Source organism: uncultured Sphingomonas sp. (genome assembly GCF_964244265.1).
GTDB lineage: Bacteria > Pseudomonadota > Alphaproteobacteria > Sphingomonadales > Sphingomonadaceae > Sphingomonas.
The window spans coordinates 60,281-85,229 of sequence record NZ_CAXTHV010000006.1; the positions used below are offsets into that span (position 1 = coordinate 60,281).

The 24,949-nt window shown below is 68.1% G+C and carries 25 protein-coding genes; 8 read left to right on the forward strand and 17 right to left on the reverse strand.

All coding sequences use genetic code 11. The features are described 5' to 3' along the window. The first annotated feature begins 23 nt into the window (after nt 1–23). From ACFE7K_RS03760 to ACFE7K_RS03770, 3 genes are read left to right on the forward strand one after another with little or no spacing between them, the layout of a single operon-like run. On the forward strand, nt 24–584 hold the full coding sequence (locus ACFE7K_RS03760; protein ID WP_375396879.1) for a DUF1285 domain-containing protein: 561 nt from the start codon (nt 24–26) through the stop codon (nt 582–584). Beyond that, a complete protein-coding gene (locus ACFE7K_RS03765; protein ID WP_375396825.1) occupies nt 581–1,174 on the forward strand; it encodes a CoA pyrophosphatase in 594 nt (197 codons plus the stop codon). The genes ACFE7K_RS03760 and ACFE7K_RS03765 overlap by 4 nt, the downstream gene beginning before the upstream one ends. Further along, nucleotides 1,162–2,364 carry a CCA tRNA nucleotidyltransferase gene (locus ACFE7K_RS03770; RefSeq protein WP_375396826.1) on the forward strand — a complete coding sequence of 401 codons (1,203 nt, stop codon included), beginning with the start codon at nt 1,162–1,164 and terminating at the stop codon, nt 2,362–2,364. The genes ACFE7K_RS03765 and ACFE7K_RS03770 overlap by 13 nt, the downstream gene beginning before the upstream one ends. Here the strand turns inward: ACFE7K_RS03770 and ACFE7K_RS03775 are convergent. The 3 genes from ACFE7K_RS03775 to ACFE7K_RS03785 all read right to left on the reverse strand — a co-directional run bounded on the left by ACFE7K_RS03775 (nt 2,334) and on the right by ACFE7K_RS03785 (nt 7,756). After that, nucleotides 2,334–4,049 (reverse strand): putative bifunctional diguanylate cyclase/phosphodiesterase, encoded by a 1,716-nt coding sequence (locus ACFE7K_RS03775; RefSeq protein WP_375396827.1) that lies wholly within the window; start codon nt 4,047–4,049, stop codon nt 2,334–2,336. The genes ACFE7K_RS03770 and ACFE7K_RS03775 overlap by 31 nt on opposite strands. 71 nt (nt 4,050–4,120) lie before the next feature. Continuing rightward, complete coding sequence (gene parC / locus ACFE7K_RS03780) at nt 4,121–6,370, reverse strand: DNA topoisomerase IV subunit A (RefSeq protein WP_375396828.1); 2,250 nt, start codon at nt 6,368–6,370, stop codon at nt 4,121–4,123. 114 nt (nt 6,371–6,484) lie between these two features. Then, nucleotides 6,485–7,756, reverse strand: coding sequence for a glycosyltransferase (locus tag ACFE7K_RS03785; protein WP_375396829.1), 1,272 nt, complete (start codon nt 7,754–7,756; stop codon nt 6,485–6,487). Nucleotides 7,757–8,017: 261 nt separating this feature from the next. On the opposite strand from ACFE7K_RS03785, the gene ACFE7K_RS03790 reads away from it, so the two are divergent. The 5 genes from ACFE7K_RS03790 to ACFE7K_RS03810 all read left to right on the forward strand — a co-directional run bounded on the left by ACFE7K_RS03790 (nt 8,018) and on the right by ACFE7K_RS03810 (nt 13,439). After that, nucleotides 8,018–8,920 carry an alpha/beta hydrolase family protein gene (locus tag ACFE7K_RS03790; RefSeq protein ID WP_375396830.1) on the forward strand — a complete coding sequence of 301 codons (903 nt, stop codon included), beginning with the start codon at nt 8,018–8,020 and terminating at the stop codon, nt 8,918–8,920. Between the two features lie 80 nt (nt 8,921–9,000). Continuing rightward, entirely contained in the window at nt 9,001–9,885 is an 885-nt protein-coding gene (locus ACFE7K_RS03795; protein WP_375396831.1) for a DUF4349 domain-containing protein, read from the forward strand. A 98-nt stretch (nt 9,886–9,983) separates the two neighbouring features. Then, entirely contained in the window at nt 9,984–10,763 is a 780-nt protein-coding gene (gene purC / locus ACFE7K_RS03800) for a phosphoribosylaminoimidazolesuccinocarboxamide synthase (RefSeq protein WP_375396832.1), read from the forward strand. Nucleotides 10,764–10,863: 100 nt separating this feature from the next. After that, complete coding sequence (locus ACFE7K_RS03805; RefSeq protein WP_375396833.1) at nt 10,864–12,078, forward strand: transferrin-binding protein-like solute binding protein; 1,215 nt, start codon at nt 10,864–10,866, stop codon at nt 12,076–12,078. Next, a complete protein-coding gene (locus ACFE7K_RS03810) occupies nt 12,075–13,439 on the forward strand; it encodes a surface lipoprotein assembly modifier (protein WP_375396834.1) in 1,365 nt (454 codons plus the stop codon). Before ACFE7K_RS03805 ends, ACFE7K_RS03810 begins: the two co-directional genes overlap by 4 nt. Before the next feature lie 44 nt (nt 13,440–13,483). Here ACFE7K_RS03810 and nadA read toward each other — a convergent pair whose 3' ends face one another. The 14 genes from nadA to ACFE7K_RS03880 form a co-directional block, all read right to left on the reverse strand. After that, nucleotides 13,484–14,494: a quinolinate synthase NadA gene (gene nadA / locus ACFE7K_RS03815; RefSeq protein WP_375396835.1), complete on the reverse strand. Its 1,011-nt coding sequence runs from the start codon at nt 14,492–14,494 to the stop codon at nt 13,484–13,486. Between the two features lie 210 nt (nt 14,495–14,704). Further along, nucleotides 14,705–15,559, reverse strand: coding sequence for an MBL fold metallo-hydrolase (locus tag ACFE7K_RS03820; protein ID WP_375396836.1), 855 nt, complete (start codon nt 15,557–15,559; stop codon nt 14,705–14,707). Nucleotides 15,560–15,629: 70 nt separating this feature from the next. Then, on the reverse strand, nt 15,630–17,249 hold the full coding sequence (locus ACFE7K_RS03825) for a M56 family metallopeptidase (RefSeq protein WP_375396837.1): 1,620 nt from the start codon (nt 17,247–17,249) through the stop codon (nt 15,630–15,632). Continuing rightward, nucleotides 17,246–17,614: a BlaI/MecI/CopY family transcriptional regulator gene (locus ACFE7K_RS03830; RefSeq protein WP_375396838.1), complete on the reverse strand. Its 369-nt coding sequence runs from the start codon at nt 17,612–17,614 to the stop codon at nt 17,246–17,248. The genes ACFE7K_RS03825 and ACFE7K_RS03830 overlap by 4 nt, the downstream gene beginning before the upstream one ends. Before the next feature lie 173 nt (nt 17,615–17,787). Then, complete coding sequence (locus ACFE7K_RS03835) at nt 17,788–19,119, reverse strand: glycosyltransferase (RefSeq protein WP_375396839.1); 1,332 nt, start codon at nt 19,117–19,119, stop codon at nt 17,788–17,790. Between the two features lie 7 nt (nt 19,120–19,126). Then, the gene (grxD, locus tag ACFE7K_RS03840; protein ID WP_375396840.1) at nt 19,127–19,459 is read right to left on the reverse strand and encodes a Grx4 family monothiol glutaredoxin; all 333 of its coding nucleotides are present in this window, start codon (nt 19,457–19,459) and stop codon (nt 19,127–19,129) included. 13 nt (nt 19,460–19,472) lie between these two features. Beyond that, complete coding sequence (locus ACFE7K_RS03845; protein ID WP_375396841.1) at nt 19,473–19,703, reverse strand: BolA/IbaG family iron-sulfur metabolism protein; 231 nt, start codon at nt 19,701–19,703, stop codon at nt 19,473–19,475. Nucleotides 19,704–19,705: 2 nt separating this feature from the next. Next, the gene (locus tag ACFE7K_RS03850) at nt 19,706–20,029 is read right to left on the reverse strand and encodes a DUF1476 domain-containing protein (protein WP_375396842.1); all 324 of its coding nucleotides are present in this window, start codon (nt 20,027–20,029) and stop codon (nt 19,706–19,708) included. Nucleotides 20,030–20,114: 85 nt separating this feature from the next. Beyond that, nucleotides 20,115–20,714 (reverse strand): 3-isopropylmalate dehydratase small subunit, encoded by a 600-nt coding sequence (gene leuD / locus ACFE7K_RS03855; RefSeq protein WP_375396843.1) that lies wholly within the window; start codon nt 20,712–20,714, stop codon nt 20,115–20,117. A gap of 115 nt (nt 20,715–20,829) precedes the next feature. Beyond that, complete coding sequence (gene leuC, locus ACFE7K_RS03860; protein ID WP_375396844.1) at nt 20,830–22,266, reverse strand: 3-isopropylmalate dehydratase large subunit; 1,437 nt, start codon at nt 22,264–22,266, stop codon at nt 20,830–20,832. Between the two features lie 57 nt (nt 22,267–22,323). Further along, a complete protein-coding gene (locus ACFE7K_RS03865) occupies nt 22,324–23,214 on the reverse strand; it encodes an alpha/beta hydrolase (protein WP_375396845.1) in 891 nt (296 codons plus the stop codon). 16 nt (nt 23,215–23,230) lie between these two features. Further along, nucleotides 23,231–23,545 carry a DUF5076 domain-containing protein gene (locus ACFE7K_RS03870; RefSeq protein ID WP_375396846.1) on the reverse strand — a complete coding sequence of 105 codons (315 nt, stop codon included), beginning with the start codon at nt 23,543–23,545 and terminating at the stop codon, nt 23,231–23,233. Continuing rightward, on the reverse strand, nt 23,542–24,429 hold the full coding sequence (locus ACFE7K_RS03875) for an HAD family acid phosphatase (RefSeq protein WP_375396880.1): 888 nt from the start codon (nt 24,427–24,429) through the stop codon (nt 23,542–23,544). The genes ACFE7K_RS03870 and ACFE7K_RS03875 overlap by 4 nt, the downstream gene beginning before the upstream one ends. Before the next feature lie 297 nt (nt 24,430–24,726). Next, the gene (locus tag ACFE7K_RS03880) at nt 24,727–24,897 is read right to left on the reverse strand and encodes a CsbD family protein (protein ID WP_375396847.1); all 171 of its coding nucleotides are present in this window, start codon (nt 24,895–24,897) and stop codon (nt 24,727–24,729) included. Nucleotides 24,898–24,949 lie beyond the last annotated feature (52 nt).

A 24,949-nucleotide genomic window follows, 5' to 3' on the forward strand; every position in this document is an offset into this window, starting at 1 on the left:
CCTAGCGAGGGCGCGCGATGCCGATGCCCTCCCTTCCCGACCTCGCCGGCCTGTCGCTGGCCGAGATTGCCAGGCTGGTCGCCGAACAGCGCCTGCCGCCGGTCGAGCGCTGGCAGCCCATGCATTGCGGCCACAGCGAGATGCGCATCGCGCGCGACGGCACCTGGTACCATCAGGGATCGCCGATCGGTCGCGCCGAGATGGTCCGCCTGTTCTCGACGATCCTGCGTCGCGAGCCCGATGGCGGGTTCGTGCTGGTCACCCCGGTCGAGAAGCTCGACATCGCGGTCGACGATGCGCCGTTCGTCGGCGTCGAGCTGAAGGTCGCGGGGTCGGGCCGCGAGGCCATGCTGACCTTTCGCCTGAATACCGGCGAGTTGGTCGTCGCCGATGCCGACCATCCCCTGCGCTTCGAGCAGCATGACGACGGTCCGCGGCCCTATCTGCTGGTGCGCGGCGGGCTCGAGGCGCTGGTCGCGCGGCCGGTCTATTACGAGCTGGCCGACCTGGCGATCGCCGGCGACGACGATCCGCCGGGCCTGTGGAGCGGCGGCACGTTCTTCCCGCTCGAGGGGCCGGCGTGACGCTGGCCGATCGGCTGCGGGTCGCCCTTGCCGAGGATCACGCACCGGTCCTGCTCCCCGGCGACCTGCCCGGCCTGCCCGACGACGGCGCCCCGCCCGCGCCCGCCGCCGTGCTGGTGGCGATCACCGATCGCGATGATCCGGGGGTGATCCTGACCCGGCGCACCGAGACGATGCGGCGCCATGCCGGCCAGATCGCGTTTCCCGGCGGCCGCATCGACACCGAGGACGAAAACGCTACCGCCGCCGCGCTGCGCGAAGCGGAGGAGGAAATCGGCCTGCCGCCCGCCGCGGTCACGGTGATCGGGCCGGCCGACCATTATCTGACGGGCACCGGCTATGGCGTAACGCCGATCGTCGGGGTCATCCCGCCCGACCTCACCTTTCGGCCGAGCACGGCGGAGGTCGCTGCGGTGTTCGAGGTGCCGCTGGCGTTCCTCCTCGATCCTGGCAATGTCGGCGAGGCGAGCGTGCAATGGGAGGGGCGGGCACGGCGTTATTATGAGATCACGTGGCGGGACCGACGCATTTGGGGCGCCACCGCGGCGATGATCGTCAACCTGTCGCGGCGGCTGCGTTGGACCGGCTGATACTGCCGCGGGCGGCATGGCGCGACCGGCCGGGCCTTGCCCGGGTGATCGCGGCGCTGGAGCCGGGCACTACGCGGATCGTCGGCGGCGCGGTGCGCGACACGCTGATCGGGATCGACACCGCCGATATCGACCTGGCGACCGTTCATGATCCGTATCGCGTGATCGACCTGCTCGATGCCGCGCGTATCAAGCCGGTGCCGACCGGACTCCGGCACGGCACGATCACCGCCATCGCGAACGGCGAAGTCTATGAGGTAACCACGCTGCGCCGCGACGTCGCCACCGACGGCCGGCATGCCACGGTTGCCTTCACCGACGACTGGCGCGAGGACGCAGCACGGCGCGACTTCACGATCAACGCGCTCTATGCGGACCCGGCGGGCGGGGCGCTGTTCGACTATTTCGGCGGTTTCGACGATCTGATGGCGCGCCGGGTACGGTTCATCGGCGATCCCTTGACGCGGATTGCCGAGGATCACCTGCGCATCCTCCGCTTCTTCCGCTTCCTAGCGCGCTTCGGCGACGAGCCCGATGCCGCCGGGCTGGCGGCGTGCGCGGCGCGGGCCAACGACCTGATGGCCTTGTCGCGCGAGCGGATCGCCGGCGAGTTGCTGCGCCTGCTCGTCGCGCCGGGGGCAGCGGCGATCGTCGCGCTGATGCTCGATCATGCCATCCTGGCGCCGGTCCTGCCCGAGATTACCCGGCCGGGACGGCTGCGCCGCACGATCGATCGGGAGGCGGCGAGCGGCCAGGCGCCATCGGCGACGCTGCGACTGGCCGCGCTGCTCCCGGCCGGCGCGGTCGACGCCATCGGCGCGCGGCTCAAGCTGTCCAATGCCGACCGCAAGCGGATGGCGATCGCGGTCGCGGCGCCGCGCGACGATCCCCGGACGTTGCGCTATCGCCTGGGACGGCAGGGGGCGATCGACCAATTGCTGTTGTCCGACCTGCCCGACGACGAAGTAACCGACCGCATCGCGGCGATCGTCGACTGGGAGCCCCCGATCCTTCCGATCAGCGGCGGCATGCTTGTCGAGCGCGGGCTGGCCCGCGGGCCGGACGTCGCGCGCACGCTCCACCGGATCGAGGATCGCTGGATCGCCGAGGGGTTTCCCGACACCGCCCGCGCCCACGCGATCGCCGCCGACGAGATTGCTCAGGCGTTGGCGGCGATCAGGAAATCATAGGCCGGGTCGGCCTCCAGCGCTGCCGAATAGGCAAAGCCCTGGCCATAAGTGCAGCCAAGCGCGGCCAGCGTCTGCCCAAGCTCATTGGTTTCGACGCCTTCGGCGATGGTCTGCATGCCGAGCGCCTGCGACAGGCTGAGGATCGCGCGGACGATCGCGATCTTGTCGCGATCGGCAAGCATGCCGGTAACGAAGCTGCGGTCGATCTTGAGCACGTCGATGGGCAGCTTCTGGAGATATGCCAGGTTCGAATAGCCGGTCCCGAAATCGTCCATCGCCAGCGTCGTGCCAAGCAGCTTGAGCGCACGCATCGTCGCGGCGACGCGGGCCGGGTCCGATACCAGCACGCTTTCGGTCAGCTCCAGCGTAAACCGGCAGCCGTCCAGGCCGTGGCGGCTGAGCGCGCTTTCGACCATCGGCGCAATCTGGTCGCGCTGCAACTGGATCGCCGACACATTGACGGCAAAGCGCACGCCGCAATTGCCACCGGCGCGCGCGTCCCATGCGGCGAGCGTGCGCGCCGCCTCCTCCATCGCCCAGCGGCCCAGCGGCACGATCAGCCCCGATTCCTCGGCGACCGGGATGAAATCGACCGGCGAGCGCTCACGACCGCATTCGTCGGTCCACCGCGCAAGCGATTCGAAGGATACTATCCGGCCCGTCGCCAGGTCGCAGATCGGCTGGTAACTCAACCGCAACGCGCCATTCTCGATCGCCCGGCGCAATTCTGTCTCGATGCCGAATTGCGCGCGCGCGATGTCGAAGGCCTGCGTCTCGTAAAGCTCGGAATGACCCGAAGTCTTGGATCGCTTCACCGCGAACTGAGCCTGGCGGATCAGGTCCTCGGGATCCTCGATTGCGTCCGAGCCGAATGCCATGCCGATCGAGCAGGCGACGCGGATCTCGTAATCGGCAAGGCGAAACGGTGCTGCCAGGGCACCCTGGATGCGGCGGCTGACCTGCTCGGCCTCGTCATGGCTGTCCTCCAGCGTCAACAGGATGCCGAACTCGTCGCCGCCCGTGCGTGCCAGCACGTCGACCGCGCGGAGCGCGCCCTTCAGGCGACGGGCCACGGTGATCAGCAATTCGTCGCCCGCCATCGATCCCAAGCACGCATTGACCCGGCTGAACCGGTCGAGATCGATCATCAGCACCGCATAACGCACGCTATCGCCGGCAATGGCGATGCGTTGCTCCAGCCGTTCGCTGAATCCGGCACGGTTGGGCAGCCCGGTCAGGCTGTCGGTCATCATCTCGCGGCGCAGATTGCGCTCGGTGCGCAACTCGCCGGTCTGGTCGACCAGCGTGACCAGGCAGCGGTCGGTCCCCGCCCTGCCGCGAGCCAGCGTGACGCAGAAATGGCGGCAGTCGACGGCGTCGCCAAACTCCCAGGGAAAGGTGCGCCTTACCTCCCGGCTGGCAATGAAATCCTTGATCCTGGCGCCAATCGCCACAACCAGAGGCGAATTCCATTTCGGCATGCCCAGCCCGGCGATGCGGAAGGCCCGATTGCTGGCCTGGATCACGACACCACCCGCCGCAGTCACACCGACCAGCGCCATTGCCACCGGGATCAGCTCGACGAGCATCGCGGTGTCGTCGATCTCGGGCGGGCATGCGCCGACCGCCCCCGCCGCGGCGCGGGCTGACTTGGCGGAGAACGCACGCGAAGAGCCGAGCGACATTGCCCGTCGTGTAAAGATTAGAGGTTAAGACCGCCTGAAGCCTGAAGCGTTGTCAGATACTTGCGCGTACGTTAGAAACGATTGTCGCGCGGAAACCCGGTCGGCGGCATGCGCCCGGCGGCACCGCGCGCCGCGCGCCACGGCCCCAGATCGGCTTCGGTGCGGATCCGGCCGCTGTCGCCGCCCATCGTCCAGCTCAATCCCTGGGCGAAGCGAAAGGTGATCGCATCGGACAGGCCGCCGTCGCGATATCGCTGGAGTTGCACGCCCTGTCCCTTGGCAAGCTCGGCGACTTCATCGAGCGGGAAGACCAGCATCTTGCGATTGTCGCCGATTGCTGCGACGTAATCGTGATCCGCGGCAACGGCGCGCACCACGTGGAGCCTGGAGCCGGCGCGCGGCATCATCACCGCCTTGCCCTTGCGGGTCTCGGCGATGGCGTCGGCGATCTTCAGCACGAAACCGCGCCCGTCGCTCGCAACCAGCAACAGCCGCTCCGCGTCTCCTGCCCGCATCAACGCGATAATCGGAACGTCGCCGTCGAGGTCGATCATCAGCCGCACCGGCTCGCCCAGGCCGCGTCCGCCGGGCAGCTTGTCGGCGCCCAGCGTATAGAACCGGCCGGTCTCAGCGATCAGCAACAGCTTGTCGGTGGTGTGGGCATGGAAGGCGAAGCGCGGGCCGTCGCCCTCTTTGAACTTCAGCGCCTCGGCCGACGACGGCTCGACATGTCCCTTCATCGCGCGGATCCAGCCACGTTGCGACAGGATCACGGTAATCGGTTCGCGCTCGATCATCGCCTCGGGAGGGATGTTCAGCGCCGGGGCGGCTTCCTCGATCGTCGTACGCCGCTTGCCGAGCCTGGTCGCCGGACCATAACGATCGCGGATCTTGCCCAGCTCGCGCTTCAGCCGCGTACGCTGGCGCGCGTCGCTGCCAAGCAACTGAGTCAGTTCGGCCTGCTCGCTTTCCAGGCCCGCGCGTTCGCCGCGCAGCTCCATTTCCTCCAGCCGGCGCAGCGACCGCAGCCGCATGTTCAGGATCGCCTCCGCCTGGCGATCGCTAAGCGAGAATTCGGCGATCATCACCGGCTTGGGCTCGTCCTCGGCGCGGATGATCTCGATCACCCGATCCAGATTGAGATACGCGACCAGATAGCCGTCGAGCAGTTCGATCCGGTCGGCGATCTTGGCTAGCCGGTGCTGCGACTTGCGGCGCAGGACGACGAACTGATGGTCGATCCACGCCGACAGCGCATCTTTAAGGCTCATGACGCGCGGCGTCCGCATGGCGTCGAGCACGTTTAGGTTGAGCGGTACGCGAACCTCCAGGTCGGACAATCGGAACAGGCTTTCCATCAGCATCCCCGCATCGACCGTTCGGCTACGCGGTTCGAGGACGACGCGCACCTCTGCGTCCGATTCGTCGCGGACGTCGGCCAGGATCGGCAGCTTCCTGTCGTTGATCAATGCCGCGATCTGCTCGATCAGCTTGTTCTTGGGCGTGCCGTACGGCATCTCGGTGACGATTGCCGCCCAGGTGCCCCGGCCCAGTTCCTCGACATGCCAGCGCGCCCGCACGCGAAACCCGCCCCGCCCCGTTGCATAGGCCTCGACGATCGACGCTGCGCTGTCGACCACCAGCCCGCCGGTCGGGAAATCGGGACCCTGAACGAAGGCGAGCGGATCGGCCGCCCGGGGATCGTCGATCATTGCGATCGCCGCGTCGAGCAGCTCGGCCGCGTTGTGCGGCGGGATGCTGGTCGCCATCCCCACCGCGATCCCGCTGGCGCCGTTGGCGAGCAAATTGGGGAACGGCCCCGGCATCAGCTCGGGTTCCTCGTCCTCACCATTATAGGTCGGGCGATAGCCGACGGCATCCTCGTCAAGGCCGGTCATCAGGTCGATTGCGACCTGGGTCAGGCGGGCCTCGGTATAGCGGTAGGCCGCGGCGTTATCGCCGTCGATATTGCCGAAATTGCCCTGCCCGTCGATCAGCGGATAGCGCAGGGCGAAATCCTGCGCCAGGCGCACCATCGCGTCATAGACGGACTGATCGCCATGCGGATGATATTTGCCGATCACGTCGCCGACGACACGCGCCGATTTCTTGTACGCATCGCCGGGCGCCATCCTGAGCAGCCGCATCGCCCAGAGCAGGCGGCGATGCACCGGCTTCAGCCCGTCGCGGACGTCGGGCAGCGACCGCGCGGTGATCGTCGACAACGCATAGACGAGGTAACGCTCGGACAACGCGCTGTCGAACGGGGCATCGAGCACGCCGACCAGCGGCTTTTCGGGAAGGTCGGTGTCGGAAGCCATTGACCACGGTTAAAGCGGATTGCGGCGCGAGGGAACACCCGCGCCGTGACGGCCTCTCGGAGTCTGGATGAACGCGTGTCGAGGGGGAGCGGGCCGGCACCGCCGAAACGCGCCTCAAAGCAAATCGAGGATCGCCCGCGCCGCATTGCCAGCACCGTCTTCGGCGGCGATCAGCGCGCCGATCCGCGCCGCCTCGCGCTGCATCGCTCCATCTTCCAGCAGGATGTTCAGCAAGGGTAGCGCGCGGTCGGCGGTGAACCGCGCCGGCTCCAGCACCCGGCCGATGCCCATCCGGCGGATGCGGTGGGCATGATCGAACTGGTCGCCCATATACGGCACCACCAATTGCGGCTTGCCCGATGCCAGCGCCCGCCCGGTCGTGCCCACGCCGCCATGATGGACGATCGCCGCGGCACGCGGGAACAGTTTTGAATGCGGCGCATAGCCGGTGATGAAGAGGTCACCCTGTTGCCTGCCGTCCTCCCCGTTGCCGGTCAGCAGCACCGCGCGCCGTCCCGCGAGCCGCGCTGCCTTGGCCGCTTCGACATAAAAATTGCCCGCGGCGAGCACCGCAAACGAGCCGAGAGTGAACACCAAAGGCGCTGCCCCCGCGCCAAGAAACTCGGCAAGCGCGGGATCGAGTTCGCCCTCGGCCTGCGGCGCGTCGAATACGGGAAAGCCGACCGACCGCGCATTGGCCGGCGCGTCGAGCGGCAGCGGTCCGAACGTCGTGGAATAGCAGCACAGGATGCGCGCCGCGCCGGATCCCGGCTCGAACAGGCGCCGCGCGCCGCGCGGGGGCAGTCCGTGCTCGGCCCGGACCCGGTCGATCGCCTTGCCGTAACGACGCTGGAGGACGAGGCGCAGCGCAGCGTAGATCAGGCGGTTCCAGCGCAGCCCGGCGCCGCGCACCGGCGGCGACCGCAACATCCGGAAATCGGGCGTGCGCGGCGGATCGTAAGGCGACAGCATCGCCATCGGCTGCAACACGACGGCGAATAACGGGATGCCACGCTTTTCGCAGACGATCGGCGCCGCGAACGCGAAGATCGAGCCGACGATCGCGTCGGCATCTTGAGCGACCGCGTCGAGCAGCCGCGCCGACGAGGCAAGTTCGGGGAACAGCACCTCGTCCATGATGTTGCGCTGGTCGCGCATCAGCATCTCGACCGCGGCATCCTGGTTCAGCCCCATCCGCTGGCGCACGGCATCGAAACAGGGGAAGATCGCCACCGCCTCCAGCCCCGCCGCCTCGACCCGCTCGACATGGTCGGCCGGCACCGCGAGCACCGGTCGGCAACCGCTTTGCTTCAGGGCAATACCGATCGCGATGAAGGGATGGAGATCGCCCAGCGTCCCGATCGTGGCGAGGACTATCTTGCGCATCGCGACGAGACCATTTTTTCGCGAGCCGGTTCCATGCCACGCGCCTTGCCCCAGATCCGGGCATTTCCGCTAGCCGTCATGAACGGCCGGCGGCTTCCGCTCGCCGGGCGGATTGACGGGCAGCTTGCCTAGTCGCTCGCTTTTGACGCGTACCGGGCTAAGAGGCTGTTTGGAAATTCGCGAAAGAGCGAGTTTCGGTACGGTGCCTTCCCGCAAAACGTGCCCTCGCCACGTTTTCAAACAGACGCTAAGGCTAAACCGATGATCCGCCTTATTATGATCGCGATGCTGGCGCTTGCCGGAATGATGAGCGCCGCGTCCAAGACCGCCAAGTCTCCGACCGCCAAACCGCTGACCTGGTCCGACCTGCTCGTCCGGCCCCGCCCCGTCCCGCAGGCGACGCTGAGCTATGGCGACGATCCGTATCAGAAGGTCGACCTGTGGCTGCCCGCCGGCGACGGGCCGTTCCCGGTGGTAGTGATGGTTCATGGCGGCTGCTGGACGACCCGGATCGCCGACCGCACGCTGATGAACTGGGTCGCCGACGATTTGCGCAAGGCGGGATATGCGGTGTGGAACATCGACTATCGAGGAGTTGATCGTCCCGGCGGGGGCTATCCCGGTACATTCGCCGATACCGCCGCCGCCGCCGACCTGCTGGTCGCCAAGGCCGCCGAATACCGGCTCGATACCAAGCGCATCGTGGCGATCGGCCATTCGGCCGGCGGCCATCTCGCCTTGTGGCTGGCGGCGCGCCCCCGCTTGCCGCGCGTCAGCCCGTTGTGGCGCGCGACCCCTTTGCCGATCGCGCGCGTGATCAGCCTGGGCGGTTTGCCCGATCTGGAGGCGACCGCCGCCAGCCCCGACAATGGGTGCGGCACCGAGGTCGTCGGCAAACTTGTCGGCAGCGGACGGCCTGATCCCTACGCCGACACGTCGCTGCCGCGGCTGTTGCCGATCGGCGTGCCGACCGACCTGGTCAACGGACGCCAGGACCGCATCATCCCCTATCGGCTGGCGACCGGCTATATTGCCAAGGCCAGAGCCAAGGGCGACGCGGTCACCCTCCACACCGTTCCCGCCACCGGCCATGTCGATCTGGTCGCCCCGGAGACGGCGGCCTGGGCGGAGGCGAAACGCCTGATCGCCGCCGCCTACCGTTAAGCGCGCGACGTCGTGACATTACTGACGGGATTGCTCAGCCGCCCATAGTCACCAGTCAGGCGTATCGGGGGGGAACGACAATGCGGATCACTTCTATCTTGCTGGCGACGGCGATCGTCGGGGCGGGGTGCAGCCGGTCGGACAGCGGCTCCACCCCGATGGCCTCGCCCGACGGCGCCGCCGCTCCATCGGGCGAAGGCGCCTCTGCCGCCAGGAGCGGCGCGGCGCCCGTCGCCGTCACCCTGCCGCAGATCGCCTATAGCTATCATTATGCCTTCCGCCTGCCGGGCGACGCGGTTGCCCGGACCCAGGCCGCCCACCTCGCTCTGTGCGACCGGCTCGGTGCGACGCGATGCCAGCTTGTCGCGTCCCAGGCCCAGTCCGGCGACGACAGCACCGCATCGCTGAAGCTGCGCGTCGCCACCGGTATCGCCCGCCGCTTCGGCGCCGACCTGATCGCCGGCGTCGCCAGGGCCGGCGGGCGCGCCACCGACCAGTCGATCACCGCCGACGACGTCTCGAAGGACATGACCGACGTCGCGGCGCGGATCCACCAGCGCGAGGCGCTGGTCGCGCGTCTGACCCAGATCCTGCAGACCCGCGAGGGGACCGTCGCCGAATTGGTCGAGGCGGAACGCGGCGTCGCCGACGCGCAGGAGGAACTCGACGCCGCCAAGGCGCGGCTGGCCGACCTCACCGGACGAGTCGCCATGTCGACGATCGACATCGACTATCTCGCGCTCACTGCGCCAGGCGGCGCGCGCGGCCCGATTGCCGAGACGATCGGCCAGTCGGGCGCCTTGTTCGTGACCGGGCTGGACACGATTGCGCGGCTGGCGATCCTGATCGCGCCCTGGGCGATATTGTTCGCTCTGATCTTCTTCCTGGCCCGCCGGTTCTGGCCGGCCGCGTGGCGGCGCCGGCCCCGTCAGGTGGTGCCGCCCCACGACCCCGCCGCCGGCTGATTGCACGCATCGGCCATCTCGGCTATGATGGGAATCTTCCCGCCCCGGCGCGCAGATGGCGTTGCCGGGGCTGCTCATTTCCAGGACCTCCGCGCATCATGGCACGCCGCCGCCAAATCTATGAGGGCAAGGCCAAGATCCTCTACGAGGGTCCCGAGCCCGGCACGCTGATCCAGTATTTCAAGGACGACGCGACCGCCTTCAATGCCCAGAAGAAGGGCACGATCAGCGGCAAGGGCGTGCTCAACAACCGGATCAGCGAGCATATCTTCACCCTGCTCGGCACGATCGGCGTGCCGACCCACTTCATCCGCCGTCTCAACATGCGCGAGCAACTTATTCGCCAGGTTGAGATCGTACCGATCGAAGTGGTGGTGCGCAACGTCGCGGCGGGGTCGCTGTCGAAACGACTGGGCATCGAGGAAGGAGTCCAGCTGTCCCGCACGATCATCGAATATTACTACAAGGACGATGCGCTCGGCGACCCGCTGATTTCCGAGGAGCATATCGCCTGCTTCGGCTGGGCGACGCAGGAGGAGATGCACGACATCGCCGACCTGGCGATCCGCGTGAACGATTTTCTCAGCGGCCTGTTCGCCGGCATCGGCATCCGGCTGGTCGATTTCAAGCTCGAATTCGGGCGGATCTGGGACAATGATTACGGCCGCGTCATCCTGGCCGACGAGATCAGCCCCGACGGCTGTCGCCTGTGGGACATGGCGACCAACGAAAAGCTCGACAAGGACCGCTTTCGTCAGGACCTGGGGGGCGAGGTCGAGGCCTATCAGGAGGTCGCCCGACGGCTCGGCCTGCTGCCCGAAGGCGCCGACCATGCAGTGCTCGACCTGGAACAGCATCGCAAGGAGCGCGGCAAATAAAGAAGCGGGTCGTGGCTCGATTCTGCCCCGCGCTTTAGCGGCTCGTTAACCCTGTCGTCGTACCACTCCCGGACCGATCAACCGGGGGAAACCTGCCGCCATGCGGACCTATCTGCTGCTTGCCACCGCCTCGCTTCTCGCCGCGTGCAGCGGGACCGGCCTACAGACCATCGCCAGCGTCGCGCCTCCGGCCGGATCGACCGGGACGGCCACGCCCGCCGCGAGCTTCGTCAACCCGACTGAGTCAAAGACCTATGAAGGGATCGGCGCGGTCCAGCATCTCGATTATTTCACGCGCTCCGACCGCATCGGACAGAGCGGCCAGCTTTATGCCGGCGACGCCAATACCGCTCGCGACAGCGGCATCACGATCGCCTATGATCCGCGCGACGCGATCTTCGACATCACCATCAACCGCACCAAGGGCAATGTCTCGGTGGCGAACAGCCGGTTCCAGGACCCGCTGCACCGCACCGCCTTTGGCGGCCTGCGCGAGCCGCAGGCCGGCACCCCGAATCTCGACGCGAGCAAGAACATCCAGTATCTGACCGCGGGGTCGAGTTCGGGTCCGCTGCTGTCGCCGACCGACCCGGCCTATCCCAAGACCAAGACCGACTATCCGGTCGGCGGCGCCGGCTACACCTCGACGTCGCAGACCTTTTTCTACCAGAAGCCGGGCACGACGACGAAATACGTCACCTATGCAGGCTTCCTGCGCACCACGATCACTTCCTCGCAACAGACCGATACCGGGTCCGTCACCCCTTATTACCGCCAGGATTACGCCTTCGACCGCGCCGTCTTCGCGTATGGGGAGCGCACCACCAATGGCGCCGTGCCAAAGACCGGGACCGCCACTTATACCGGCGACATGATCGCCACGGTGATCTTCAACCCGCGTCCAGACACCAGCCCCGACGCGCCCAACTACCTGCAATGGCTCGACGGGTCGCAGTCCACGACGATCGACTTTGCCTCGCTGAAGGTCGTGACGACGCTGACGGGCAAGGTCGTCGCGCCCGCGCTCGATGCCTATACCAGCGGCACCTATGACCTGCCCGCCGGGTCGGTCTTCACTGCCTCGGCGCAGGCGGTGATCGACCTGGCCGCCAGGGGTGGCTTTTCGGGCACTTTCACCGATGCCAAGTTCACCCGTCCGGGGATGTCCGACTTCACCGTCGTGATCGCCGGGTCGAGCGTCGACGGCGCCTTTTTCGGTCCTAATGGCGAGGAGATCGGCGCCGGCTTCCGCGTCGTCGGCGGCACGCCTGACCAGCGGATCGACATCCTCGGCGCGTTCACGGGCAAGAAATGACCCGCCATCCCGCCGCGGCGCTGGCGCTGGCCGGCACCGCGGTGCTGGCGCCCGCCGCGGCCGACGCGCAGGCGCTGGTCGACAAGTGCACCGCCCAGGTCTGCGTCGCGCGCCTGACCCCGCGCGAGCTGCTCGACGAAATCCAGACGCTGATCGCCGCGCGCCGCTTCGACGAGGCCGGGCCGATGCTCGCCGCGCTGGCCCGCGCGCCGGAATTTGGGTTCGAGGTAAAGTTCCTGACCGGCTATGTCGCCGAGCAGACCGGCGACTACAAAAAGGCCGCATCGATCTTCGAGGATATCCTGGCCAGGGATCCGCGCCAGACGCGTGTCCGGCTGGAACTGGGCCGCACGCTGCTGGCGATGGGGCGGCCACAGAGCGCCGACAAGCAGTTCCGCCTGGCCCAGGCCGATGACGAACTGCCCCCCGACATTGCCCGCACCCTCCGCTCGGTGCGGACCATCATCCGCTCGAAACGCGCCTGGTCGCTTAATTTCGATGTCGGGCTGGCGCCGGATTCCAACATCAACAACGCGACGACCTCGGACACGGTCACGGTGCTGTTCGGCGCCCAGCCGATCCCGCTGACGCTCAACCAGGAAGCGCGCGCCCGGTCGGGGATCGGCCGTACCGCCACGATCGAGGCGGGGCTGCGCCTGCCGGTCGGCAAGCGCATCGCCATCGTCGCCGATGTCGATGCGCTGGGCGCCGATTATGACGGCACCGCATTCGACGATTACACGTTCGAGGGCGCCGCTGGCTCCGAATTGAAGGTGAGCGACGCGACCCGCATGCGCATCCAGGGCGTGGTCGCCGAGCGGCTATACGGCGCGCGCATCGCCAGCCGCCAATATGGCGTGAAGCTGGGCGCCGACACGACGCTGGGCGCGACCCAGCGGCTTGGCCTCCAGATCGACGCGCGCCGCACCGATGCCCGGTTCGACGCCAATTATGACGGCTGGCAGGTCGGCGCCTACGCCACCTATGAACGCGTCGTCGCCAAATCGATGATCGCTTCGGCCACGCTCTATGTGCGGCGCGACTGGCTGCGCGCGCCGGCTTATTCCAGCGTCGAGGCGGGCGGCATGCTGGGGCTTGGTGGCGAATTGCCCTGGGGGTTCAATTTCGCGGTCTCGGCGGGCGCGTCGCGTGCATCGTATGATGCGCCGATCGCGCTCTTCTCGCTCGATCCGCGTCGCGACTGGCGGTTCAACGGCCGCCTCGCGATCGGCAATCGGGCGATTCGCGTGCTCGGCTTCTCGCCGTCGATCAGCGTCAGCTATGGCCGGATCGACAGCAGCCTGGACTTTTACGCATCGTCGCGGGTCCGCGCGCGGTTCGCCCTGGCGCGTTACTTTTAAACGGCCCGTCCGTTTGTTCAGACCATTACCGTAATGGTCTCGCGTCAATCCCCCGTCACCTTTACCGGCCCCAGGTCCCCCAACCCCACCGTGCCGCTCGCCATCGCTAGCATCGCGTCGAGGCTCTTTTTGGCGCGAAGCCTTAGCCCTTCCTCGATCTCGATCCGCGGTTCCAGGTCGCGCAGCGCGACGTATAGCTTCTCCAGCGTGTTGAGCGCCATGTACGGGCAGATGTTGCAGTTGCAATTGCCGTCCGCGCCCGGGGCGCCGAGGAAATGCTTGTCCGGTGCGGCCTTTTCCATCTGGTGGATGATATGCGGCTCGGTCGCGACGATCAGCGTATCGCCCGCCATCTCGCCCGCGAACGCCAGGATGCCGCTGGTCGAGCCGACATAATCGGCATGGTCGAGGATATAGGGCGGGCATTCGGGATGCGCGGCGATCGGCGCCCCCGGATGCTGGAGTTGCAGCTTTAGCAGTTCGGTTTCGCTGAACGCTTCGTGGACGATGCACACGCCTGGCCACAGCAGCATCTCGCGCCCGGTCTTGCGCGACAGGTAACCGCCCAGGTTCTTGTCGGGGCCGAATATGATCTTCCGGTCGAGCGGGATCTGGCTCAGGATCCTTTCCGCCGACGAACTGGTGACGATGACATCGCTGAGCGCCTTCACCTCGGTCGAGCAGTTGATATAGGTCAGCGCGATCGCGTCGGGATGCTGGTCGCGGAACGCAGCGAACTGGTCGGGCGGGCAGCTGTCCTCCAGGCTGCATCCGGCATTCATGTCGGGCAGCACGACGACCTTGTCGGGACTCAATATCTTGGCGGTCTCCGCCATGAAGCGCACGCCGCAAAAGGCGATGACCCCGGCGTCGGTCGCCGCGGCCTTTTTCGACAGATCGAGACTGTCGCCGACGAAATCCGCGAGGTCCTGTATCTCGGGCTTCTGGTAATAATGCGCCAGGATGATCGCGTTGCGATCCTTGCGCAGCCGGTCGATCTCGGCCCGCAGGTCGAGGCCGGTCAGCGTTCCGCCGATGCCCTTGCGCGCGTCCATCCCGATCTCTCCACCCGTGACGCCGGGACATGGCCCCGGGCACCCGCCCGATCAACCCGCCAGATAGCGGGTCAGCGCCAGCATCGGCGGCGAAGAGGCGAGCGGCCGCGTCAGCGCGACCATGCTCCCCCGGAAAAACGATGCAGGAGAGAATATCATTTCGCCGGGCGATGCACCAGCCGTCGCGGATCGCGCCGGGGGACGGGGCAGTCAGGTCGTTCGCCACTCCCCGCCCTGCCCGACGACCGACCCGCGCGTCGCCAGGTCGATCAGATGCGCGAGCACCGACCGTTCGGCGGCAGGCCACAGCCGCCGATCGATGCCGGCATACATCAGCTCGACCATCGCCGGGATGGTTTGCGGCCGGTCGGCGAGGAGGCGCAGGATCTGCCCCTCGCGCTGCTTGCGATGCCCGATCAGCCCGCGCACCAGCCGCTGCGGGCGATCGACCCGGTCGCCATGTGCCGGGTAATAGATGCGGTCGTCGCGTTCCTGGAGCTTGGCCAGGCTCGCCATATAAGCCGCCATCTCGCCATCGGGCGGCGAGACGATCGTCGTCGACCAGCCCATCACGTGATCGCCGCTGAACAGCGCGCCGCTCTCGGGCAAGGCGAAGGCGAGATGGTTCGATGTGTGGCCCGGCGTCGCCAGGGCAGCCAGCGTCCAGCCGTGGCCCGCGACGCTGTCACCCTCCTCCAGGATGCGATCAGGGACATAGTCCGTGTCGAAACTCGCATCGGCGCGGGGCCCGTGATCGTCAAGCGCGAGCGGCGCGCAGCCGACGATCGGCGCCCCCGTCGCCGCCTGCAATGCCCGGGAGGCGGGGCTGTGGTCGCGGTGGGTGTGGGTGACGACAATCGCCGTCACCGGGCGCGCGCCGATCGCCCCGACCAACGCGGCGACATGCGCGGGATCATCAGGGCCGGGATCGATCACCGCCAGGTCAGTCGTGCCGACCAGGTGCGTCTGCGTGCCGGTGTCCGTGAAGGGCGAGGGATTATTGGCCAGCACCCGCGTCACCAGCGGCTCGAGGATCTGCGGCACGCCGGGAAGCTGATCGGTCATGCCTCACGGGATGGCGCGCCCGGCGCCGAATGACAAGCGTCGCGGGCGTGCGGTCCCACCCGCGCGCCGCTCAGTCCGCCTTGGCCAGGTCGCTTTCCAGCTCGGTGATCGACTGGTCGATGCCCGCCAACGCTTCGCGCCTGGTCTCGGCCGACATCGACATGTCCTGGGCGACATTGGCGCGCGCGCCGCGCAGGCCCTCCAGCGCGCGGGCATAAGCGCGGCGTTCCACGTCGCCCGATCGCTCGGCCTCGGCGGCCCCGGCGGCGGCGACGCGCTCGATGCGGTCGGTGCAGATCACCATGCGCTGCCTGCCGTTCTTGGTCGTTGTGACGACCATCTCCTCGCCGGGCTTGCCGCCCTTGCCGTCGCGGTCGCAATTGACCGACGAGATTTGAGGGATGCCGGTAACGTCGTCGCTCAGTACCTTGCCGTCCTTATCCATCGTCATCACCCGCACGCGGCTGACTTGGGCGTCGGGCGCGCCGGGCACAGGCGGCGGCGGCACGTCGGCGGGATCGTAGGACGTCAGCTTGCCGTCCTTGTCGCGGATGATCACCCGATAGCGCTTGGTGACAAGGCGGCCATCGGCGGTCCGTTCGGTGGTCACGGTTTCGCCGGGCGCGGGCGGCGCGCCGGGGGCGGGAGGTGCAGCAGGCGCCGGCGGCGTGGGCGCGGACTGCAGCCCCGCGTCGATCGCGGCGATGTCGACGCCGGTGGCGCGCTCGACGCCGGTGCGCATCGTGGCGGCGGCGCCGGTCCCCGATGCGGTCAGCGCGAGGCCGGCGACGGTCATCGCGGCGACGGCGGTGCCGCCGAGGGTCAGGTGAAGCCGCGAGCGGCGTCCGGTGGTCAGCATCCTCAGTCTCCCTTTCAGGTCGTTGATGGTATGAAGGTGGCAGGCGGTCGACACGGCGCCGCCGAACGGCCCGGGATGCGCGGCCTTGACGATGGCACAGGCATAAATGTGCCGCTCGATCGGATTGCGCCCGGCCAGGACGCGCGCATCATTGGCCATTTCCTGATCGGCGCGGAACGCGCGGAAGGCGCGCCAGGCGATCGGATTGAACCAATGGCAAGCCAGAACGAACAACGCGATCCAATTGGCGATCAGGTCGCCGCGTTCGTGGTGGCCGAGCTCGTGCGCCAGTGCCAGCGCGCGCTCGTCCTCGTCATAGCGCGCGGTGAAATCGCGCGGGAAAGCGACGTAGCGGCGAAAGATGCCGAACGCGAGCGGGCCGGTCGCGGCGTCGCTTTCGATCACCTCGATCGACCCGGCACGGCTCGCGCTGTGCCGCGCGGTCAGCATGCGGCGACAGAAGCGCATGTGGTTGACGACATGCCAGCCGACGAACAGCATCGCGCCGGCGCCCCACAGCGCAAACAGGACCGGGCCGAGCAGAGGCGCGGCCGGTTGAGCGGCGGCAGGGGCGCCATCCCCGAGCGGCGCGACGACATAGAGCGTGATCGTCTCGGCCGCCTGTGCGATCGGCGGCGCCGCGCGATCGCGCCACTCGGCGGGCAGCGGCGGCAGCGCCAGGCGGATCGCCGGCAGCGCCCATAAAGCATAGGCGACCCCCGGGCCGAAGGTGCGACGCACCGGCGCACGCACCAGCAGCACCGCCAGCATCAGCACCGCCGATGCCGCCAGCGCCTCGACCATCCAGCCGACCGTTACCGGCGCGTTCACGCCTTGAGCTCCTTCAGCAGCGCCTCGATCTCGGCAATGTCCTGCGCGGTCAATTGGTCACGCTCGGCCAAATTGGCGACCAGCGGGGTCAGGCGACCGCCGAACAGCCGCTCAATCAGGCGCTTCGATTCGCCGGCGACATAATCCTCGCGCGCAACCAGCGGCCGATACAGGTAGCGCCGACCGTCCTCCTGGTGCGCAATGACATTTTTGGCGAGCAGCCGGCCGAGCAACGTCTTGACCGTATTAGCGCTCCAGGCGCGGTCGGCGGGCACGCGTTCGGCGACATCCTGCGCCGTCAGCGGGCTCTCCTCCCACAGCACTTCCATCACCGCATGCTCGGCATCGCTGATCCGTTCGGCCACGACTCACTCCCGTTGACTACCCATGTAGTCGCATTGACCACAATCGTAGTCAATGCATAATGAATAGATCACGTCGTGTCGGAAAACCTTACAGGGCGCTTGCACCGATCAGTGTCGTTAACCAATCGATGCCCGCATTTCCGCCATTGCCATGAACTGGCACGCCCCCTGCACTATTCACGATGCCCGAGCGGTCCCCCCGCTTCAGCAGGACGGGCCGGCTGCTCCCCCCAGTTGCGCCGGCCCGTCCTCACCCGGCTCTTCCCGCCCGCTTCATCCATTCCTTCCTTGAAACGCCACCCCTTGCCCGACGCCGCGCGCCCGGCGGCATGCGCCATCGCCCTGGGATAGGTGTGGTCCAGCAGACCATCGAACGTCGCGCGCCAAGTGAAATTGGCGGCGACATGATCGCGCGCGGCGTGCCCGATCGCGGCATGATCCGCTTGCCATAATCGGACGACGTTCTCCGCCATCACGGCCATGTCGTCGACCGGCCCCAGCAAGCCCAGCCGGGGGTGGACCCGCTCGGGCATCGCCCCGCTGGCGACGCCGATGACGGGCAGGCCGCACGCCTGCGCCTCCAGCACGGAAATGCCGAACGTCTCGTCGGCCATCGCCGAGACGTAGAGGTCGGACGACGCCAGCGCACGGGCGAGCGCCGCGCGGTCGCGCAGGAACCCCGGAAAGGCGATCGCCAGGCCGCGCGCGTCAGCGACCAGCCGGTCACGGAGCTTGCCGTCGCCGATCATCACCATTGCCGCGCCCAAGTCGCGCGGTAAGCGGCGGAACATGGCGATCAGCCGGTCGGCGCGCTTCTCGTTGTCCAGCCGCCCGGCATAGACGAGCAGCGGCCCCTCGCCCGCCAGCCCCAAATCGCGCCGATAGCCCGGATCGCGCGCGTTGGGCGTGAAGAGGTCGAGATCGACGCCCAGCGGCAGGACATCGGTCCGCTGCACCCCGTGCCGCGCCAGCGCCGCCCGCGCATCTTCGCCCAGGGTATAGACCCAGTCGAATTCACGATAGGTGATCTCGGCATAGCCATGGCTCAGCCATCGGAAGCCGCGCCCGATCGCCTCGCCGAACAGCTGGCGCGCGACGCGATAGACATGCGCGTTGGGAAAATCGGTGCGAAATCCCGCCACCAGGGTCGTCTGCGGAAAACGGCGCCGATGCCGGATCGCGGTCCAGGGCAGCACCCACGGGCACAAGGATTCGATGATGTCGGGACGGTATCGAGCCAGGATGTCGCGGACGATCCCGGTACGCAGGATGAACCGGTAATTGGGGCTGCCGCGGACCGGGCCGGCGCCGACCTCGGCAAAGATATGACGCCCGTCGACGATGATCCGGTCCGCCGGGCCGGGCACGATCTGGAGCAGGTGGTGCGGGGTACGCGCCAGGACGTGGTCGCGTTTCTCGCGGAGATAGGTGCTGATCCCGCCGCCCCCCGCCGGCGAATAGCTCTGGGTCAGGTCGCACAGCAGCAGGGGCCGCTCGCTTGCCATTGCCGGCTCAGGCGCCGGCGGTGAAGCCCTGTTCCTTCATCAGCTGCGCCAGCTCCCCCGTCTCGTACATCTCCATCATGATGTCGGAGCCGCCGACGAACTCGCCCTTGACGTAGAGCTGGGGGATGGTCGGCCAGTCGGAGAACGCCTTGATCCCCTGGCGGACTTCCTGGTCCTGGAGCACGTCGACGCTGTCATAGGCGACGCCCAGATGATCGAGAATCGCGATCGCCCGGCTGGAAAAGCCGCATTGCGGGAACAGGGGACTGCCCTTCATGAACAGCAGTACGTCGCTCTTGCCGACCAGGTCGGCAATGCGTGTCTGCGAATCGTCGGTCACATCATCTCTCCTATCAGGGAACCCCGGTGGTCAGTTGCAGGGCATGGAGCTCGCCCCCCATCCGGCCGCCGAGCGCGCCATAGACGCGGCGCGTGCACTCGACGCGCGACACGCCGCGAAAGCTTTCGGCGACGACGCGCGCGGCATAATGATTGCCATCCCCGGCCAGGTCGGTGATCACGACCATGGCATCGGGGATGCCGGCCACGATCAGCGCCTCGATATCGGTCGCGGCCATCGCCATCTTTACTTGGCTTCCAGCATCTGGCGCCGCGCCTCGATCATCTGCGTCTCGATCGCGGCGCGGACCTGCGCCTCGTCAATGTCCACCCCGGCGGCGGTCAGGTCGCCCAGCAGCTTGCGCACCACATCCTCGTCGCCGGCTTCCTCGAAATCGGCCTGGACCACCGCCTTGGCATAGCCGTCGGTCTCCTCCGGGGTCAGCTTCATCAACCCCGCCGCCCATTGGCCGAGCAGGCGGTTACGCCGCGCGGTGACGCGAAACACCATCTCCTCGTCACGCGCGAACTTGGTCTCGAAAGCGCGCTCGCGGTCGTTGAAGGTGGTCATGGTCGCTCCCGGCGGTGATGATCGTCGCCACGAGATAAGCCGGCGGCGGGGCGTCCGCAACCGTCAGCCGGTCGCCGTCACGCGATCAGGCGGCAGCCGGCTGCACCGCGAGCCATGGCATGGCCGCGGCGGCCAGCGTTTCATACCGCGCGATCGCCGCGTCGCGCGCCAGCGTCAGGCCGATCTCGTCTAGCCCCTCGATCAGGCATTGGCGGCGGAACGGATCGAGCGCGAAGGCGAAGCGGTCCTGGAACGGCGTGGTGACGGTCATCGTCCCCAGGTCGACGGTTATCGGATCGGTCGCGGCGACCTCGATCAGCCGGTCGATCGCTGCCTGGGGCAGGACCACCGGGACGATGCCGTTCTTGATCGCATTGCCCGAGAAGATGTCCGAAAAGCTCGGTGCGATCACCACGCTGATGCCGATTTCGGTCAACGCCCAGGCGGCGTGTTCCCGGCTGGAGCCGCAGCCGAAATTGTCGCCGGCGATCAGGATCGGGCTGCCGGCATAAAGCGGGTCATCGAAGATGTTGCCCGGCTGCGCGCGCACCGTCTCGAACGCGCCCCTGCCGAGCCCGGCGCGGCTGATCGTCTTGAGCCAGTGCGCGGGGATGATGACGTCGGTGTCGACGTTCTTGGCGCCCCACGGATAGGCGCCGCCCGTGACAATACTGATCGCGCGCATTCCTGCGCTCAGCGCCTGGCCGCCATTGCCGGCTCGGCGGGGGTCGCCATCGCGGCATAGGCGGCGATGCCGCTGAGGATCGATCCCGCAATCAGCAATGCCAGCGCCCGTCGCATCAATCCGCCCCCATCAAGTCCCGAACGTCGGTCAGCCGTCCCGTCACCGCCGCCGCCGCCGCCATTGCCGGGGACAGCAGATGTGTTCTTGCCCCCGGACCCTGGCGCCCTACGAAATTACGGTTCGAAGTGGAAGCACAACGTTGACCCGGCGGCACTTTGTCCGGATTCATCGCCAGGCACATCGAACAGCCGGGCTCGCGCCATTCGAACCCGGCCGCGGCGAAGATGCGGTCGAGCCCCTCGCGCTCGGCCTGACGCTTGACCAGCCCCGATCCGGGCACGACCAGGGCGCGCACGCCGTCGGCGACATGACGGCCGTTGGCGATCGCCGCGGCGGCGCGCAAATCCTCGATCCGGCTGTTGGTGCAGCTGCCGATGAAGACGTGCTCGACCGCGACGTCCTGCATCGCGGTGCCCGGCGCCAGCCCCATGTAATCGAGCGACCGCCGCGCGGCCTCGCGTTTCGACGGATCGGCAAAGCTGTCGGGATCGGGCACGCGGCCGGTGATCGGCACGACGTCTTCGGGACTGGTGCCCCAGGTCAGCGTCGGCGCGATGTCGCTCGCCGCCAGCCGCACGGTCGCGTCGAAGCGCGCGCCGTGGTCGCTCGGCAATGTCCGCCACCAGGCGACCGCGCGCGCCCAATCCTCGCCGGCGGGCGCCAGCGGGCGTCCTTTCAGATAAGCAAAGGTGCTCTCGTCGGGGGCGATCAGCCCGGCGCGCGCGCCCGCCTCGATCGACATGTTGGCAATCGTCAAACGCCCCTCGATCGACAGCGCGCGGATCGTGTCCCCGGTGAATTCGATGACATGGCCGGTGCCGCCGGCCGCGCCGATCCGGCCGATGATCGCCAGCACGACGTCCTTGGCGGACACGCCGAAGCCCAGGCTGCCCTCGACCCGGACGTCCATCGTCTTCAACTGCTGGAGCAGCAGCGTCTGGGTGGCGAGCACATGCTCGACCTCCGACGTGCCGATGCCGAACGCCAGCGCGCCCAGCGCGCCGTGCGCCGAAGTATGGCTGTCACCGCAGACGAGCGTCGTGCCGGGCAGGGTGAAGCCCTGTTCAGGGCCGACGACATGGACGATCCCCTGTTCGGCGGCGAGCGCATCGATATAGGGCACCCCGAACTCGGCGACGTTGCGGCGTAACGCGTCGAGCTGAGTCGCGCTTTGCGCATCCGCAATCGGGATCGGGACGCCGGCGGCATCGACGCGCGGTGTCGTCGGCAGGTTGTGGTCGGGCACCGCCAGCGTCAGATCGGGCCGTCGCACCCGCCGGCCGGCGGCGCGCAGCCCTTCGAACGCCTGCGGGCTGGTCACTTCATGGACCAGGTGGCGGTCGACATAGATCAGGCAGGTGCCGTCGTCGCGGCGCTCGACGACGTGCGTGTCCCAGATCTTTTCGTACAGCGTGAGCGGACGCGAAGCCATCCGCGCGCGGTAATCGCTTGTTGCTTCACCGCAAGCCTAATCGGCGGCACGCACCGGCTATCGCGCCATCCGGCGGATGAAGGCCACGCTGTCGGCCAGCACCGGCGCCTTGCCGCGGAACGGCAGCGACAGCGCCATGGCGACCTCCTCGTGCGTCAGCCCGGCATAGTCGATCAGCGTCACCGGGCTGCCAAGCGCGCGCAGCCGCCGGGCCAGGTTGATGGCATTCCTCGGCCGCACCTCGGTGTCGCGGGTCGAGGTGACCAGCAGCATCGGCGGCGCGGCGGCGCGCGCGAAATTGATCGGCTGGGTAAAGGCGGGATCGCGGACGCCGGCCATCGCATCGACCGCGCGCCTGGCGTCGAACGGGTAGAAATCATAGGGTCCCGACAACCCGACCGCCGCCTTGACGATCCGGGGATCGACGCCTTCCGCGCGCAGCCACCGCGGATCGAGCGCAAGCATCGCCACGGTATAGGCGCCCGCCGAATGCCCGACGAGCGCGATGCGGCCGGGATCGCCGCCGAACGCGGCGATATGGTCACGGGTCCATTTCACCGCCTGCGCGCCGTCCTGGACAAAGGCGGGGAAGCGCACCCCGGGCACCTTGCGGTAATCGGGCATCACCACGACGAACCCCGCTTTGGCATAGGCCCGCGCGGCAAAGGCATAGGCGGCCCGATCGCCCTTCACCCACCCGCCGCCATACCAGAAGATCACCACGGGCAGATGCCGCGGCCGTTTGTCCGCGGGGCGCCAGACGTCGAGCCGCTGCCCCTTGGTCCCGAACGCGACCCCCGCGCCGGCCCGAGCCGTCCCGCGTCCACCGCCCGACACGCCGTCGAGGAAGCTCAGCAAACCGGGCGGGGACACCGTCGCGACCGCGATGCCCAGCGTGACGAGCGACGCTGCGATGAGCAGCGCGACATGGCGCAATATCTTCCGCATCGCTCGCTATGGCGGATCAGCGGCGGTGCGGCAAACCGACCGGCTCGGCCGGATCGGTTGGAAAGGCGCGTTCGGCATCGACGCCTTCCCAGATGCGGGCAAGCGCCTCGTCGACCGGAATGTCAAGGGCCTGGGCATAGGCATCGGCGCCGTGACGGATACAGTCGACCAGGGCGATGCCATAGCCGACCGGATCGGGTCCGATCGGCATCGGGTTCATGAAGCAGGTGACCGGCCCATCCTCCATCGCCCACACCCGCAGGAACTCGCGCGACCCCGCGATGAGGTCGGCATGGGGGGCCAGATCGATCGGGACCGGCGGGTCGGTCACGGCGCCGCCGGCTTCGGCGCGGGCGCGGGGTCCGGCCCGGGATCGGTCCAGCGCCGGTCGGCGGGGAAGACCTGGTCAAGGCTCCCCTTCAGCCCGGTGCCATAAACGGGGTTGGGCAGGATGAACCAGCCGCTGCCCCATAGCGACCTGACCCCGCCGGACGCGGTCAGCGCGCGGCGTATCGCAGGCGGCGGATTGCCGGCATTGAACAGGTCGCTGAAGTCGCCGAGCTGGTCGCCGGCCATCGCGACGACGCAATAAAGCGCGGCGATCGCCCAGCGCCGCGCGTCCTTGCCGCTGCCCGGACCGGCATCGCCCTGCAGCCACAGGTTGCGGCCGTGCGCGACGGGCCCCAGCCCCGCGCCGGTCAACGCCAGCTCGGTCTGCGCAGCATTCGCCGCCATGCGGTTGGTGTTGAACACCATCGTCACCCCGGCGTCACGCGCCGCGCGCGCGACCTCGGCCATGCCCGGCGTGGCGATTACCGCGGCGGCACCGGTGCGCTCCCACCGTTCCCAGCGCGACTGGTCATAGGGGCCGGCGCGCTGCGCCTCCGACGCCTCGAACCCCAGGTTGAGCAACGCGGTCTCGTCGACGTCGAACACCACCGCCAGCGGCCGGTCGCCGCACGGCGCGAACACCGGCGCCTCCAGCGTCGCGCCCGCCGCCAGCACGACCGACGGCACCGGGCGGCCCAGCCGGCGGTCGGCCGCCCGCGCAATAATCGTCGCGGCCAGCGCCTGATAGGCCTGATAGCTGAGCGCTGCGGCCTCCCCGGAGCCATAGAGGAACTGCATGCCCGGCGGCACCCCGACGGGCGCCGCGGGAACGGCGGCAACGACCGGCGCCGGCGTCGCGGTCGTCGCGCATCCGTTCAGGGCCATGACACCGACGGCCAGCGCGAGGACGGCAAGCCGGTTCGCGCCGACACGATCCCATCGACCGGCGGTCTGTCGATCGCGACGGCCGCATCGTAGGGAATGCTTGTTCATCGCGACTTCCTTGGCTTGGACATCGCGGATTAGGCAAAGGGTTGAGGGTCGGTCAAGCGGCCCAATTGCCGGCTTTGCTGCCGCCACCGGCAATCATCGGCGTCCGTCCGGCCGCCCCAAAAAAAAAGGGCCGCACCGATGCCGGAGCGACCCTGTTCCCGCCGGCTTACGGCGCAACTCGATCGGCGATCAGATATCGTCGCCCAGCGTGCCCTTGACCTTGCCGGCCAACTGCTGCGCCTTGCCCTTGACTTCCTGGCCGGCGCCCTCTTCGCGCTTGGCGGGATTGTCGCTGTTCTGCTTTGCCTTGCCCAACGCCTCGTTGACATTGCCTTTGATCTTGTCGGTCAGCTCGCCCATGGAAAGCTCCTCTATGTTCGGTGCGGCCGGAATCGGACGCTCTACATAACCT